The organism is Desulfobacter sp., from assembly GCA_028768545.1.
Taxonomy (GTDB): domain Bacteria; phylum Desulfobacterota; class Desulfobacteria; order Desulfobacterales; family Desulfobacteraceae; genus Desulfobacter.
Genome location: CP054838.1, coordinates 4,229,273 through 4,244,403 on the forward strand (window position 1 = coordinate 4,229,273; position 15,131 = coordinate 4,244,403).

General features: G+C 48.2%; 11 protein-coding genes. 5 read left to right on the plus strand and 6 right to left on the minus strand.

Translation table 11 applies throughout. The annotated features are described in order from the left end of the window. Positions 1-97: 97 nt before the first annotated feature. From HUN05_20540 to HUN05_20555, 4 genes are all read left to right on the plus strand, one after another. Positions 98-940: an NRDE family protein gene (locus tag HUN05_20540; GenBank protein WDP87218.1), complete on the plus strand. Its 843-nt coding sequence runs from the start codon at positions 98-100 to the stop codon at positions 938-940. A gap of 122 nt (positions 941-1,062) precedes the next feature. Beyond that, complete coding sequence (locus HUN05_20545; GenBank protein ID WDP88166.1) at positions 1,063-2,232, plus strand: IS4 family transposase; 1,170 nt, start codon at positions 1,063-1,065, stop codon at positions 2,230-2,232. 373 nt (positions 2,233-2,605) lie between these two features. Next, positions 2,606-3,724 carry an ISAs1 family transposase gene (locus tag HUN05_20550; protein ID WDP87219.1) on the plus strand — a complete coding sequence of 373 codons (1,119 nt, stop codon included), beginning with the start codon at positions 2,606-2,608 and terminating at the stop codon, positions 3,722-3,724. A gap of 150 nt (positions 3,725-3,874) precedes the next feature. Beyond that, the gene (locus tag HUN05_20555; protein WDP87220.1) at positions 3,875-5,386 is read left to right on the plus strand and encodes a hypothetical protein; all 1,512 of its coding nucleotides are present in this window, start codon (positions 3,875-3,877) and stop codon (positions 5,384-5,386) included. A gap of 98 nt (positions 5,387-5,484) precedes the next feature. On the opposite strand, the gene yeiP is transcribed toward HUN05_20555, so the two are convergent. Beyond that, a complete protein-coding gene (gene yeiP / locus HUN05_20560; GenBank protein ID WDP87221.1) occupies positions 5,485-6,051 on the minus strand; it encodes an elongation factor P-like protein YeiP in 567 nt (188 codons plus the stop codon). Between the two features lie 443 nt (positions 6,052-6,494). Between yeiP and HUN05_20565 the strand changes: the two genes are divergently transcribed. Then, positions 6,495-9,590 carry a trypsin-like peptidase domain-containing protein gene (locus HUN05_20565; protein ID WDP87222.1) on the plus strand — a complete coding sequence of 1,032 codons (3,096 nt, stop codon included), beginning with the start codon at positions 6,495-6,497 and terminating at the stop codon, positions 9,588-9,590. Here HUN05_20565 and HUN05_20570 read toward each other — a convergent pair. The 5 genes from HUN05_20570 to HUN05_20590 all read right to left on the minus strand — a co-directional run bounded on the left by HUN05_20570 (position 9,583) and on the right by HUN05_20590 (position 15,030). Next, positions 9,583-10,914 (minus strand): replication-associated recombination protein A, encoded by a 1,332-nt coding sequence (locus HUN05_20570; GenBank protein ID WDP87223.1) that lies wholly within the window; start codon positions 10,912-10,914, stop codon positions 9,583-9,585. The genes HUN05_20565 and HUN05_20570 overlap by 8 nt on opposite strands. Then, positions 10,911-12,371 (minus strand): ribosome biogenesis GTPase Der, encoded by a 1,461-nt coding sequence (gene der, locus HUN05_20575; protein ID WDP87224.1) that lies wholly within the window; start codon positions 12,369-12,371, stop codon positions 10,911-10,913. Before der ends, HUN05_20570 begins: the two co-directional genes overlap by 4 nt. A 174-nt stretch (positions 12,372-12,545) precedes the next feature. Continuing rightward, positions 12,546-13,031, minus strand: coding sequence for a tetratricopeptide repeat protein (locus HUN05_20580; protein WDP87225.1), 486 nt, complete (start codon positions 13,029-13,031; stop codon positions 12,546-12,548). Between the two features lie 12 nt (positions 13,032-13,043). Further along, entirely contained in the window at positions 13,044-14,429 is a 1,386-nt protein-coding gene (locus HUN05_20585; protein ID WDP87226.1) for an adenylate/guanylate cyclase domain-containing protein, read from the minus strand. A gap of 295 nt (positions 14,430-14,724) precedes the next feature. After that, positions 14,725-15,030, minus strand: a complete 306-nt coding sequence (locus HUN05_20590; protein ID WDP87227.1) for a hypothetical protein — start codon at positions 15,028-15,030, stop codon at positions 14,725-14,727. Positions 15,031-15,131: the final 101 nt, after the last annotated feature.

Here is a 15,131-nt window from a genome sequence, read left to right on the forward strand (position 1 = left end):
GCACCTCCGAATATAATTGATTTTTCCTTAGCAAACGTTTACATATCTGTTCATAGGCTCCATAGCAAAGAGACAGATAAAAAACAAGGAAAACTCAATGTGCCTGATTCTCTTCGGTATTGAAATCTCCAAGGATTTTCCCTTTATCCTGGCGGCCAACCGGGATGAATTTTACAACCGCCCCACCCTGGCCATGGACTTTTGGCCGGACAATCCTGAGATATTGGCAGGAAAAGACCTTGAAGGCCAAGGGACCTGGTTTGGCATCAGCACCCGGGGCAGGTTTGCCGCCCTGACCAATTACCGGGACTTAAGCCAGATCAAACCCCAGGCGCCTTCCAGGGGAGAAATCATTCCCAGCCTACTGGAATCTTCAGAATCCATCCCCAGCTATCTGACCGAACTGGATAAAAAGGCAGATCTGTACAGCGGGTTCAACCTTTTGGCAGGAGAAGGAAACACAATATTCTGGTATTCAAACCAGCAGCGATGTGTCACCCAGGTGCCCAAAGGGGTGCACGGCCTGAGCAACCATTTTTTAAATACCCCCTGGCCCAAAATCACAAGGGGCAAAAAGGGATTTAAAACCATTGCTCAAAAACGTCCGCTGGATCATTCAGCCTTGTTTGAACTGCTCTCAGACAGAACCCGGCCCCGGGACAACCAGCTCCCGGATACAGGGGTGGGCCTTGAATGGGAACAGCGCCTCTCCCCCTTGTTTATTTCAAGCCCGGGATACGGCACCCGGAGTTCCACCCTGATGAAGATCAGCCGAACCGGAAAAATCTGGGTCACCGAACGAACCCATAGTCCAGATCCCAAGAATGAACCAGATCCAAAAAACAGACCGGGTCCCGAAAAAAAAATCTTCCCGAAAAATGGAACAGACCCAGACAAAAAACCAATATCTCAGGACAGGGTTTTTACCATATCCCAGTAGTGTCCGGTTAGGTTGTTGCATATAAAAAGCATCTAAAATCATTGAAAAAACAGTCTGTTTTGTGTTGACAAATGTGCGTAAAAATTTTTGTGCGCCTTGAAAACTTAACTCAAGGAGCTCAAATGACGCACATCTCAGTCCCTAAAAAACAACTACGGTCCCTGAACTTTGACAATTTCAGGTGCCCTCTGATAAAGTCACTTTCAAAAGCACCGGAATTACAATCTCGAGGAGACCGCCCTTTAAAAATGACATTCGAAGACCAGATAAATGCTTTGGTTTATTTCCATCTTCAGGAGCACAAGTCTGCCCGACATTTAATTCAGGATCTCAAGGAGAATGTTTTTGCTAAAGAAAATATTGCGCCAGACGGTGGTATCAGCCGTAGTAGTTTCTGTGAAGCCATCAATCACAGGGGACTCGAACAACTGCAATTTATCTTTGAGGATCTTTATAAACAGGCTCTTGAGTGTCATCCGGGTGAACACGCCGAGTTAGGAGAGTTGGTTTCCATTGACGGTAGTCTCATAAATGCAGTCCTTTCAATGCACTGGGCGAACTACAGAAAAGGAAGTAAAAAAGCCAAAGTACATTGCGGATTTGACATTAATCACGGAATCCCAAACAAAATCTTTTTGACTGAAGGCAACGGCGCTGAACGCACTTTTGTTCCCAAAATACTTTCCAAGGGGCAAACAGGTGTTATGGATCGTGGATATCAATCCCATAAAGAATTTGACCTGCTTCAGGAGCAAGGCAAACATTTTGTCTGCCGTATAAAAACCAGGACAACAAGAACAATTATTGATAACCACGAGACCCCTTCCGACAGCTACATTTTTTATGATGCACTGGTTAAACTTGGTACTCCGAATCAAAACCAGACGAAAAGGCCTGTTCGGGTTGTTGGCTATAAAATTGCTGGCGTCAAATACTATGTGGCAACTGACAGGCATGATTTAACAGCGGAACAAATAGCAACAATTTATAAACTCCGGTGGACCATTGAGGATTTTTTCAAATGGTGGAAAGAACATCTGAAGGTATATCATCTCATTGCCCGCAGTGAATACGGCCTTATGGTTCAGATTCTTGGCGGCCTTATCACTTACCTGTTACTGGCAATCCATTGCCAAAAACAGTTTAATGAAAAGGTCACGATCAAAAGAGTTCGGCAGCTGCGAACCGCCATTCTAAATGACCTGTTTGGCTGCGAGGAGCAGGGCTCTCATAGTTCAAACAGGGACAATATTGTCAAAGATCAAAAAATTATTGAGCAAGCAAAAACCTAACCGGACATCACTGACCATATCCCCCCTTTTTCCTGATCCCACAACTTGATTTACAGGAACAAGCAATGCCAAAGACAAACCCGATTTAAACAGGGTCATCACATGTAACTTTTATTAAGATTCGTCCTTACCCGGCTGGAATAGGTGAGGGGGATTCCGTTAAATCTTAAGCGGTCGTCCTGACCGCTTAAGAAGCGGAAATGATCGGACCTATGCCGTCCTGGCGGGCCGCTCATTTACGCCACTCCACCCCCTTCACCCTATCCCAGCCTGGCTCTCCTGGCTTGTTATAGTATATGAGCATCGAACAAAATTTTCCTAGACATCGCTGCACAGATACGATATATATGGCAATAAACACAAGGAGTTGCCAATGAACGAAAAAAAATCTCTTGAAACTTTTTTTGACAATATTCAGGACCCCAGACACCACAATAAGCTTCATAATTTAATTGATGTCGTCATCATCGCAATTTGTGCGGTAGTTGCTGGCGCAGACACTTATGAGCAAATTGAAAACTTTGGCAAAAAGAAAAAAAGGTGGTTGTCAAAATTTCTAAGCCTTCCCCATGGGATACCCTCCCATGAGACCTTTGGCAGAATTTTTGAAAGGATGAACCCGAATGAATTTCAGAGCAGTTTTATGCACTGGGTTCAGTCGGTTGCAAAGATGACCAAAGGTCAAGTCATTGCAATCGACGGCAAAACTCTAAGGCGTTCACACGATACCTCCAATGATAAGAAAGCCATTCATATGATCAGTGCGTGGGCTTCGTCTAATAAAGTGGTTTTAGGGCAATTAAAAACCGAAGAAAAATCAAATGAAATTACGGCCATTCCAAATCTTTTAAAACTTTTAGATATCTCGGGCTGCATTATAACCATTGATGCCATGGGCACTCAAAAGAAAATCGCTGAAACCATAATAAACAAAGGGTGTGACTATGTCCTTGCCCTGAAAGAAAATCATAAAACCTTGCATGATGAAGCGGTACTTTTTTTCAATAAAATGGAAGAAATGAAAAATCAGGGGTACCAGTTTAATGAACAGACCAGTGTTGACGGAGGGCACGGTCGAGTCGAAACGCGCAGGGCTGTGATAACCTCTGATATTGATTGGTTTGAAGATAAAAAAAGTTGGAAAGGTTTGAAAAGTATTGGAATGATTGAATCCACCCGGGAAATGGACGGCCAGATCAGTCATGAAAAGCGATATTATATATCGAGCCTGGATAGCGACCCCAATATTTTTGGTAATGCTGTCAGGAGGCATTGGGGAATTGAAAATTCAGTGCATTGGGTATTGGATATTGCGTTCCGTGAAGACGAAAGCAGAGTCAGAAAGGGGAACTCTCCTGAGAATTTTGCAGCGATTCGGCACGTTGCATTAAATTTATTACGGAACAATAAGACATTTAAAGGGAGTGTAAAAACCAAAAGGTTGAATGCTGCTATGGATATCAAATATCTGGAGGAAGTTATGTTTGGATGATACTTGAACCAATCAAAACTATAGGCACTTTACAATATTTACATGCGTGAGCCCTGCCGATTTAAAACTCGTGATTGACAAACCCGGGCAAAAGCCCAAAAATGGTATGAGGTTAACCGCCAAACCCAATCAGCCTTTTAAGGATATTAAATGAAAACCAATGTTGTTGTTGCCGGATGGGGACAGGTGACCCAGCCCAAACAATTAAAAACCCTGCCCCAGGATCCCATGGGGATGATGGTTCAAGCCTCTGTTGCAGCAGCCCGCAACCTTAAAACCCCGGATCTGCTGCCACGGGTTGAGGCGATTTTAACGGTAAAAAGCCTGAGCGTCTATTATAAAACCCCTGCCCAGGACCTGGCCCAAAGACTTGGCGCCTCTCCAAAGATCAATTTTGAATCCCGGATCGGGGGCAACTCCCCCCAGACCCTGATCAATACGGCAGCGGGCATGATTGCCAGAAAAGAGGTAAATTCGGTATTGGTGGCCGGGGCCGAAACCTATGTGCCAAGGTCATTGGACCCGGAAACTCCGGATCGAATAAAGCCGGACAATGCCCTGCTCCAGGGCATCCCCAAAGATTATACAGGAAATGACGCCTCAGGGGTCACCCCCCTTGAAGCCAGGTACGGAATCCAGCACCCCATGCAGGGGTTCCCTTTGTTTGAAACCGCTCTTTGGGCGGCATCAGGCATGGATATTTCAACTTACCTCAACAAAGTGGCAGCGTTCTGGTCCCAATTCAGCCAGAGAGCCTCAACCCACCCCTATGCATGGACAAAAACAGCCAAAGCGCCCGAAGAAATCCTCAGGGTGTCAGACCAGAACCGGCCCATTGCCTTTCCCTATACCAAATTCATGAATTCATTTGTTACCGTGGACCAGGGTGCGGCCATCATCCTCATGTCCCAGGATTATGCCAAAACCCATGGATCGGCCAGGGGCAGAACCGTTTATTTTTCCGGTGGGGGATATGCCCAGGACCGACAGCAGTTCATGATCCAGAAGACTGATTTTACCTCAAGTCCGCCCCTGAAGGCTGCCGTTAACAAGGCCCTGCATAGGTCCGGATTCAGTTTAGAGGATATGGACGCATTTGATCTTTACTCCTGCTTTCCCTCTGCTGTTTCCATTGCGAAAAAAATGCTGGATATTAAAGAGAATGACCCAAGACCCATGACCCTCACCGGCGGGCTTGGCTTTTTCGGAGGACCGGGCAACAATTACAACCTTCATGCCGTGGCCACCCTCTGCAGCCGCATTGCCCAGGGCCTTACAAAAACCGGGATGGTCACCGCCCTTGGATGGTTTATGCACAAACATGCGGCAGGCATTTACTCTTGCCTGCCCCCTGAAAAGCCTCTGGATACCATGGATATTGAGGACAAAGAAAATTTTATGGCCGGACAAGCGCCTGTTAAACTAGATCCGAACCCGTCCGGAACGGGCATCATAGAAACATACACCATTGTCTACAACCGGGACCACTCCCCGGCCTACGGGGTTGTCTACGGAAAAACCCAACCCGGAGATCGCTTTATCGGCAGGACACCCTGGGACCCTGCCCTGTTTGAAAGATTATCAACAAGGTGCATGGTGGGCCGGAAGGTCTCTTTGACGATGGATCCCCAAACTGGCCTGACCCTTGCCAGGCTAACCTAAAGCCGGTCAAATAATTTCAATCCTGGGAGCCGCCTGTCCCGGAAAGGACTGTTGCCGGAAAAAATGCCTGAATTTAAATCCCGGCTGAACTCATATGCTCAGGCCCTGGATATAAACTTTCGGGTCTCGATATTCACCTTTATCATCTCCCCGGGTTCAAGATATTCCGGCACCTGGATTTCAACCCCGTTGGAAAGGGTGGCAGGCTTTGTCCTGGCCGTGGCAGAGGCCCCTTTGATACCGGGAGCGGTTTGGGATATTTCAAACACAAGCGCCAGGGGAATCTCAATGGCCACCATGTTTTCGTCAATGATCAGCCCTGTGATATCCTCCATCCCGTCTGTGAGCCATACCAGTTCATCTTCAATGGAATCTTGTGCAATCATGTACTGGGCGTATTCCTGACTGTCCATAAACACGTGGAAATCTCCGTCAGGATAAAGGTATTGAACCGGTTTTCGTAAAAGGGCCACATCTTCTAAAATGTCATTGCCCTTATAACTTGCCTCAAATTTCTGCTTGGTTTTGATATTGTTGAACCTGACCTTGTAAAGGGTAACCGCCCCTCTTGCAGAGGGGGTTCGGACATCAATGTGTTTTACCATGTATACTTGGTCATTGATCTCCACAACATTCCCTTTCTTTAAATCACAGGCCTTTGGCATCTTATCTTCTCCTGAAAATTGGTTTTAATCACACCCTTAAAAAAAGATATTATTATCATCCAGGCCCCAAATTTAAAAGCCATTGTTTAAAATCGGGAAGACGGCTGGGTCAACCCAAATCCACCGCCTAATTTTATATTTGCTTTAATATGGGGATATTCCGTGCTTTCCTGGCCACCAGCAAGGTACCATATTGCGGCGCCAAGCGAGCGACGAGTGAGGTGTATAAGCCATACTCCGCAGGGAGGAGCAAGCGAAGGCAACGCAGAAGATGGTGCCTTGATGGTGGATCAGGGGTCAAGCGAGTGCAAAACCTTGACTATCCATGGTAAAAAATCTATCATTTAAAGAGAATTGTCCATCTTGTTTTCATCATAGTACGCTCCGGATACAGACAAAAAATACCTGAATACCAGGCATCACCCCTTATTTAGGGAGGATGAATGAAACATTGCACATCATGCGGACAAATACTGGCCCAGGGTATTGCCACCTGCCCGGCCTGCGGCAGCAGCCTTATTGCCGGCATAAAAGCCATTGATGATTATCAAATCCAGGCCATCATCCATGAAGGCCGCTCCTCCCTTGTCTGCCGGGCAATCCAGAAGGGAAAGAAAACCCCTGTCACCCTCCGTCTGTTCACAGATCAGTCCGGGGTAGACCAGAAAATTGCCGCCCGGCTGGAAGAAGAGTTAAACACCCTGGACAAACTGCCCCAGGATCTTTTTGTCCGGCATTATGCCATTTGCCAGAGCAGCACAGGGCATTGGTACAGGGTGAGTGAATGGGTGGATGCGGACAATTGGGGCAGTATATTTGTTTCCGGCCTATTAAAAGACCAGCGCCGAATGGTCACCCTGTTCTACAATATCGCTTCAGCCCTTGCCTGCCTCCACCGCCACGACCATTTCATGCCCTATCTCATTCTTGAAGATATCCTTCTGCCCAAAGACAACCGCAAAAGCCTGGCAGTCAAAATCAACTATAAATTGTCCAGATTTCTTAATGCCAGGGCCACCCACCACGGCCCCATGCTGAAAAAACTGCTCAAATACCACCCGGACATTGTCAATAAAAGGGCCATTGATTTTAGAACAGGCATCTGGTCTTTGGGAAAAATTTTCATTGAACTGCTCACGGCTGACCACAACCTGACCCGGTTTTCATCCCGGGTGGACCAGATCAAGGGGCTGGACCAGGAGCTTACCGTGCTGTTAAAAATAATGCTCTCTGATGATCCTGACCTTCGCCCCCAGTCCATGGACAAGGTGGTCTCAGTCCTGGGAAAAATTCTGGAACACCTTCCTTCAAAACCCATTGACCGGGCAATGGACAGACAAAGGCCCAGAATGTACAGGGAAATCATCAGGTTCAAGCGGACCATGGCTGTCCTGATCATCCTCATCATAGGGTATGCAGCCATCACCACCTTTTTTTATTACACTGAAAAACCAGGCCGTGAAGAGGAAAGGTTTACCCAATTTCTGGAATCCCATACCCGGTCCATTGGATTTTTAATGGTGGAATACTGGTTAAAAGACCAGGACCGCATTCTTTACAAAAACAAGGTGGAAGGCACAGCCTTTCTTGTGGATGAAAAAGGATATCTGCTCACCAACCGCCATGTGGCCTGCCCATGGCTTGAAGATGCTGTCCTGTTCCGGATCCGTGCCAGGCTGAAGGAAAAAAATCTGGAATTGGGCCATAGGATGTTTCTCTGGTTTAAAGGGGCAAAGGCCTTTAACCGGTTCCAGGGATTTGACCAGAGCGCAGATCTTGCAGATCTCTATTATCTGGCCGGGGCCTTTAAGTCCGAGGGAAAAAGCAATCTCAGGGTGGTGGGAGTTCCCATGGGATTTTACCGGCCGGGCAACCGGATCCATTCTCCCTTTCAACAGGATTTTGCCGTATTAAAAATAGACACCCTGCCCGAAAGGCTCCATGCCCTGCCCATGGAAACCCGCCAGGACCCCGAAGACATCAAACGGCTCTCCCCCGTGATTATCATGGGATTTCCTCTGGGAAGCCAGACCCAGGATGAACGGATAAACGCAAGTATCACCAGGGGACATGTGAGACGGACATCCAGAGAACTCATCCAGGTGGATTCCTCCATTTACAAGGGAAACAGCGGCGGTCCTGCTGTAAATGAAAAGGGGCGGGTGATCGGGATTGCCTCGGGTGTGGTCATAGACCAGCCATCGACCCGGAACCCTTTGCACACCCCTTTATCTGACTTCGGCCTGGTACTGCCCATTTTAGAACCTGCAAAATTTGTTCAAAGCCTTAAGGCGGGCAAGCCCAAATGGGACGGATTTTTGGATTTTACCCTGGAAAAAAAACTTGACCAGGTATTGGCACTAGCCAATACCCAGGATTACCTGAATGCGGCTCAACTGGCCCATACCCTGCTTGAAACCAGCCAGGACCCGGCCCTTATCTTTACGACAGCACTGTTGGATTTTTGTGAAAACAATTTTAATTCCAGCAGAGCGCTTTTTACCCGCCTGATATCCATTGAAGGCGAAAACATGATGTCACGGCTGATGCTCTATATAATTGACTGGCTGACCCTTGGGGATAACAGCCAGGACCTTACCCAACCGCTGTTTTCCATAAACTGGCAGCACTCAGATGAATTTATAGGGTACCTGGCCCGGACTCTAAATTCAAAACAAATGATAAATCCTTCAATCATGGACTATGAAAACCCTTCTGAAAAAGCATGGCGATTTTTTATTCAAGGACTGATCCTGGAAAAACAAAATAAAATAGGCAGGGCCATGTCCATCTACAAGGAGATTGTATTGGCATCCGGTGCCAGCGACCATCTTTATTTCATGAGCTTTTCCCGGCTCAACACCCTCATGGACAGGGAAGCTGTTTTTACCAGGACCCGGCAAGAGCACCTTGGCCGTCAAAACAGGCTGTGGGAAAAGGCTCGTCAGCAAAGGCTTCAGGCCAAAGAGAAATATGCCAAAAGTCTTGCCCTGGTCCAGACATTTGAATCCCTGAAAACAGACCAGGCCCCAAAAGAGGCCGCCATTGAATCCCTGATTGCCTTGTCCCCGGACAACAGAACCATTATGGGCAGAGCCGCTTTTTTCTATGCAGCAGAATCCCAATGGGAAAAAGCCCTGGACCTCATTGATTTATACTTTAAGGTGCCTGCCAGGGCCCCCCCCCTAAGCCTGAGCCTGGGGCTTCTTAAAGGTCAGATGCTTAAAATGCAGGGCCGGATGGATGATGCCAGACAACATTTGATCAAATTCCAGGACAGCACCCATGCGCCCTGGTACAGAATTCTCATCAAACGATTGCTGGCAGATGCCAAAGAAGAAACCTTGATTAAGCTGGCCGCCAAGAGCCCTGCCAGGCTGATCACTCTGCATACGGCCCTGGGCATGGATGCCGAAGCCGGCAAAGACCTTAAAAAAGCCGCTCTCCATTACAGGGAGGCCCTGGGAACTTACCTGGAATCATGGAATGAATATGATCTGGCCCGGGCCAGGCTTTTGGGATTCAGGCAGGTCAATTAGATTTTTCGGCATCCTTTTTAAGGGCAATCCAGGCTTCAAGACGCTGTTTGACCGTTTTTTCATATCCCCGGGGACTGGGATAATAAAACCGGGTCCCTTCCATGGATTCGGGCAGATAGGACTGGGGCACGAACCCCTCCTTAAAATCATGGGCATATTGATACCCTTTGCCATACCCCATTTTTTTCATCAGCCCTGTGGGGGCATTTCGGATATGCATGGGCACAGGGGTGTACCCATGTTGTTTTACCGCCTCTTTTACGGCCTTGTGGGCGGCATACACGGCATTGCTCTTGGGTGCTGTGGCCAGATAGACCGCGGCCTGAAACAAAGACCCGTCCCCTTCGGGACGGCCCAGACGGCGAAAAGAGGCATCTGCATTCATGGCCATGGTCAGGGCTCCGGGATCTGCAAGCCCCACATCTTCTGTGGCAAACCGGATCATCCGTCTGAGCATGTAAATGGGATCATCGCCTGCGGCCAGCATCCGTTCCAGCCAATAGATGGCAGCATCCGGATCAGAACCTCTCAGGCTTTTGATAAAGGCGGAAATCAGATTAAAATGCTCTTCACCGGCCTTGTCATAGCGCAGGACTTTCTTTTCAACGGCCGCTTTTATATCCTGGATATCAATTGTTTTTTTATCAGCCCAGTGAAGGGCTGCGGTTTCAAGGCTGGCCAAGGCCATGCGGGCGTCCCCCTCGCACAGGGCGGCAATATGGGCCAAGGCCTGTTTTGAAAACAGGTTTTCGTCCAAGCCAAGGCCTTTTTTTTCATCTGTCAGGGCCCGTTTGAGGATCACAAGAATGTCATCCTGGCCCAGGCTCTTGAGGGTAAAGACCCTGCACCGGGAAACCAGGGCCGGATTGACCTCAAAGGAAGGATTTTCCGTGGTGGCCCCGATCAGGGTGATCAGCCCGTTTTCCACATGAAAGAGAAAGGCATCCTGCTGGGCTTTGTTAAACCGGTGGATCTCATCCACAAAAAGCAGGGTCCGCTTCTTGTAAAGCCGCCGGTCCTCTTTGGCCTGGCCAATGATCTGCCTGACCTCTTTGACCCCGGAAAGCACGGCAGATATTTTTACACACTTGCTCTGGGTCTCATTGGCAATGATATTAGCCAATGTGGTCTTGCCGCAACCGGGAGGCCCCCAGAGAATCATGGAAAACACCCGGTCTGCCAGAACTGATTTTTCCAGCAAAGAGCCCTGGGCCGTGATATGGTCCTGTCCCATCATATCGGCAAGGGTTTGGGGGCGCATCCGGTCGGCCAGGGGTGCGTCCTTGGCCATGTCTTCCTTGGCCTGTCGATCAAAGAGATTCATAGGGTTGAATTTTTCTGATCCCGTTCCCGTTTTTTCCGGCTCTGCTCCTTTCGCTGCTTGAACTTTTTAACGGTAATTTTTTGTTTCTTCTTCTTGATTCGTTCAAACTCCCGGGTGTTGCCGGAAAACTCAATCTTTCCTGTTTTTTCCCTGAAAAAAAGTTTTATGGGCGTAAGGCTCAACGGGATCATCTGGCGAAGCTGATTGACCAGATACCGTTTATAGGAAAAATGGACCGCCTTGGGATAATTGACAAAACAGACAAAGCAGGGCGGCCGTGTGGCCACCTGGGCGGAATAGAAAAATTTGAGCCGCTTTCCCTTGTAAAGGGAAGGCTCCTCCCGGTAAACAGCATCTTCAATGATCCGGTTCACCATGCCGGTATTAATTCGGTGACAATATTCGGTATACACCTTGAGCACCTCATCAAAGATTTTGTGGCAGCGCTGGCCCGTTTTGGCTGAAATGGTCATGGCAGGGGCATAGGCTAAAAATTTAGACATCTGGCGCAACTCTTTTAAAAAGGCCTGCTGCCCTTTTTCCGCCTTGTCCACCAGATCCCACTTGTTGAGTATAAAAATAGCACCACAGCCTCGTTTTTCCGCATACCCTGCAATGGTGATGTCCTGGTCTGTAATCCCCTCGGAGGTATCCACAAGAATCAGGGCCACATCACAGTCATCCAGGGAATCCAGGGCTTTGAGGATGGAAAATTTTTCCAGTTTATCACTGACCTTGCCCTTTCTTCTAATCCCTGCCGTATCCTTGAGAATAAACTGCCGGCCCTTGTGGGTCACACTCAGTTCAATGGCGTCCCGTGTGGTTCCGGCCTTGTTATTGACCACCACCCGTTTTTCACCGAAAAGCTTGTTGGCAAGGGAGGATTTGCCCACGTTGGGCCGGCCCACAATGGCAATGCGGATGGGGCCGTTCTCCTCATCTTCTTCCAGGTCGGAGACTGTCTCGGGCAAGGCTGCCACAAGATCATCCAGAAAATCTCCCACCCCCACCCCGTGCTCGGCAGAAATGGTATGAAAGTCGTCCACCCCAAGGGAGTAGAAATCGCCAAGTTCATCCTCCTGTCTTGAGCTTTCAATTTTATTGATCAAATAAAAAACTTTTTTTTCTGTCCTGCGGAGCAGGTCGGCAAGCTCCCGGTCATAGGGGGAAAACCCGGCTCTTCCGTCCAGGATAAACACCAGGACATCTGCCTGGTCCACCGCCTTTAAGAGCTGTTCCTTGATCTGGGAGGCAAAATAATCATCATCCGTACTCAAAAAACCGCCCGTATCCACCAGGGTGAATTCGGTCTCCTCCCATTTGGCATCTGCATAGTGCCTGTCCCGGGTGACCCCGGGCATATCATCCACCAAGGCCTGGCGGGACCGGGTAATTCTGTTGAACAATGTGGATTTGCCCACATTGGGCCGGCCCAGAAGGGCCACAACCGGTTTCATATTTTAAATCTCCAAAAATTTATATAAAAAATCAGGATATTATACACCAAATACCTGATTTTAGAAACAGTCCTGACCCACCCCGGGCTTAAAAGTTTCAAATGAGAAAGATTTTTTTACATTACATACAGGAAACAGCCTGGTTTCAACGCCGGAAATCCCTTTTTTGGGGGGTCAATCAAGGCCCAGTTCAGTCATTTTTTCTATGATCTTAGAGGCAAGCACCCTATCCTTATAGGGAAGCCTGGTTTCCCAGGTTCCAGGGGACTTTTCATAGATGGCCCTGGCAGCGGCCAGGGTTTCCTGGCGTGCTTTTTGAGAGTCTCCCAAAAGATCATAGGTCAGACCCAGATAGGCATGGACCGGCCAGAAATAGGGATCTTTGACCAGGGCCTGTTGGAATATGTCTGCAGCTTTTTCATACTCTTGGGACAGATAATAGGCATGACCAAGGTTCCATAAATACCAGGCCGGATATTTTGGATCCAGGCGCATGGCCTGTTCCAGGGATTTAATACCCTCTTGGGGGCGGCCGGCCCAGGTGAGCTGTTCCCCCAAAGAGGCCAGCCACTTGGCATTGCCCGGTTCAAGGGATATGGCCTTACGGATCTGGGCAATGCCCTTATCATGCTGATGGGTCCATAAATACACATGCCCCATGAGCCCGTACCCCTAACTCTCTTCAGGATTTACGGCAATGGGTTTTTCAGCCCAATCCATTGCCGTTTTAAGGGACTGGGGGTCCTGGTCCACCCCAAAGATCCACTGGATGAGAATGGCCTGACCCAGAGCGGCCTGTGCCCGGGCATAATCAGGCGCCAGGGCCAAGGCGCGTTCAAACATGACCTTGGCCTCAACCGCTCCGTTTTTCATCTTCCCGGACATGAGTTCAACGCCCCGAAGGTAATAGTCATAGGCCGCCGGATCCACACTTGTTTTCTTTGTAATCCGCTCCTGGTCATCAGAGGTGAGTTCCACGGCCAGGGCCTTCACAATTTTCAGTCTCACCTCATCCTGGACGGAAAACAGATCTGCCAGCTCCCTGTCATATCTCTGGGCCCAAATATGCCCTTCGGACTTGGCATCAATGAGCTGGGCCGTAATTCTCACCTGTTCGCCCTGCTTTCGCACACTGCCCTCCAGTACATAACGGACCCCGAGTTCCCTGCCGATCTGATCAATTTTCACAGGTTTTCCCTTGTAGACAAAGACTGAATTTCTTGCAATGACAAAAAGTCCGGACACCTGGGACAGATCCGTGATCAGATCTTCGGTCAACCCGTCTGAAAAATAATCCTGGCTTGGATCCTGACTCATATTCTCAAAGGGCAGTACGGCCAGGCTCGGTTTTTGGGGCAGGTGCAGGGCAAGCAGGGTGGAGGGTTTGGAATCGGAAAAATTATTTTTGTGCTTCAAGTGAGCCAGGCCCAAGGCAAGACAGACACATACAACCAAAAAAATGATCCTCTTTTTTTTTCGGGTCCGGGGATCGTCGTGTTTACAGGCATAGGTCACATGACTCGGGGCTTTAGGACTCGTGACAACCCGGTATACCCTCACCTTGTCAGAAATATTTTTAAGGGATTTTTCTCCCAGGTATTCATACCCCACAGGCAGCAGCTTTTTAACCTGGTCAAAGGCAGATCCGGAAATACAGATTCCTCCGCCAGGGGCAATGCCCTCAAGCCGGGCCGCGATGTTGAGCCCGTCTCCAAAAATCTGGTCCCCGTCTTGGATTACATCTCCAAGGTTGATCCCGATCCGTAAGGCCATTTTCCGGTTAGGGGGTAAGTCTTTGTTCTTTTCATTTAAAGCGGCCTGGATACTCGCCGCCACCTGGACTGCATGGGCAACAGATACAAACTCAGACAATAAATTATCCCCGGGAGAATCCACCACACGACCCTGATAAGCCTCGATTTCCCCTGCCATGATACGGCGGCAGACTTTGAGCATCTTAACTGTTTTCACATCATCATCAGCCATGAGGCGGGAATAATCCTTAACATCAATGGAAACAATGGCTGCAAGCTTACGCCTTAGGTTGGGATCGTCCATGATGATGGTCCGCCTTTTTACCTTTGTGCTGATTTATTTCATTTACAACCGGAATAACAACATACCGGATCCATTAAAATGCCAGAAAGTTGGATAAACATATGGACCTGCCACCCTGATGTCAATCTCAAAAATGTTAATTTTCGTTAACCTTGGTTCCTGGATTATGTTTGGGGCAGACTCAACCTTGAGATCTGTCATTCGAATCCAGACAAGAAAAAAAGATTTCATAAGGGCCGATGGCTTGGTTTAAAGTCAAGGCAAAAAAAAATTATAGCCCCCGGGCCAATCTGTTTCAGGCAAAAATACTGACACCCAAAGACTGTTTTTTTTGATTTAATTCCTGCTCAAGCTTTTCTTTTTCCTGGAGATACTCCCGTTCAAGCTGACGGGATTCTTGGAAATACCGATCCTCCAGATTTTTTTCCTTTTCACTGTACACCTGGTCAATGGCCTTTGCTTCCCGGGAAATATTTACGCGATCAATGTCGCCCGACCGCCCTTCTGAAGGTTCAGGTCTGCTGATATTACTATTGGTGGATTTGATCTGCTGACCCGGGTATCCCGTAAACGATGAATTTTTGGATATTGTGGTCAACATAATGGCATATCCTGTACTTAAAACGTTGAGTGCCGGCTTTGCACCTTCTGCATACCAGGTATAATGAGACTGCCAAACCAAGGGCCTGTCAATTTTTTTTA